This is a genomic window from Streptomyces viridosporus (genome assembly GCF_002078235.1).
In the GTDB taxonomy this organism is placed as follows: domain Bacteria; phylum Actinomycetota; class Actinomycetes; order Streptomycetales; family Streptomycetaceae; genus Streptomyces; species Streptomyces viridosporus.
Genome location: NZ_MSGP01000902.1, coordinates 1 through 820 on the forward strand (window position 1 = coordinate 1; position 820 = coordinate 820).

2 protein-coding genes are annotated in these 820 nt (G+C 77.0%); one reads left to right on the forward strand and one right to left on the reverse strand.

Features of this window, described 5'->3' with window-relative positions; genetic code table 11:
* On the forward strand, nucleotides 1-542 hold a 542-nt coding region (locus tag B7L92_RS38550), incomplete at its 5' end, for a zinc-binding dehydrogenase (RefSeq protein ID WP_143626530.1).
* Here the strand turns inward: B7L92_RS38550 and B7L92_RS38555 are convergent.
* Nucleotides 523-820 (reverse strand): GNAT family N-acetyltransferase (locus B7L92_RS38555; RefSeq protein WP_143626532.1); only part of this gene is annotated, 298 nt, incomplete at its 5' end. The genes B7L92_RS38550 and B7L92_RS38555 overlap by 20 nt on opposite strands.

Genomic DNA, 820 nt, shown 5'->3' on the forward strand with positions numbered 1-820 from the left:
GGGTCGCCGTGCACGGCTGCGGCGGGGTGGGTCTGTCCGCGGTGATGATCGCGGCGGCGGCCGGCGCGCGGGTCGTCGCGGTGGACGTCTCCCCGCACGCCCTCGACCTGGCGCGGACGTTCGGCGCGGCGGAACGCGTGGACGCGACGGGGACGAAGGACACGGCGGAGGCGGTCCGCGACCTCACCGGCGGCGGCGCCCACCTCTCCCTGGACGCCCTCGGCTCACCCGCCACCTGCGCCGCCTCGGTGGGCGGCCTGCGCCGCCGGGGCCGCCACGTCCAGGTCGGCCTGCTGCCCTCGCCCACGGGCACCACCCCGGTCCCGATGGCCCGCGCCATCGCCCTGGAGCTCGAACTCCTCGGCAGCCACGGCATGGCCGCGCACACCTACCCGCCGATGCTGGAACTGGTCCGCGCGGGCGCGGTCCGCCCCGACCTCCTGGTGACGCGGACCATCGGCCTGGACGCGGCCCCGTCGGCCCTGGCGGCGATGGGCACGGCCCCGGGCGCGGGCGTGACGGTCATCGAACCGTGGCGTTGAGCGCGGCCCACTCCCGGTCGAGGATCGCCATGATCACCTCGTCCACCCACTCCCCGTCCCGGAACGTGACCTCCCGCCGGACGCCCTCGACCACGAAGCCGACCTTCTCGTACACGCGCAGGGCGCGCGGGTTGTTGCCGTAGGCCTCCAGCTGGATGCGGCGCAGCCCGAGGCGCTCGAAGCCGTGGCCGACGATGAGCCGGGTGGCCTCGGTGCCCAGCCCCCGGCCGCGGCCGCGCGGCCCGATGAGGGTGCGGAAGGTGCAGCTGCGCGCGTCC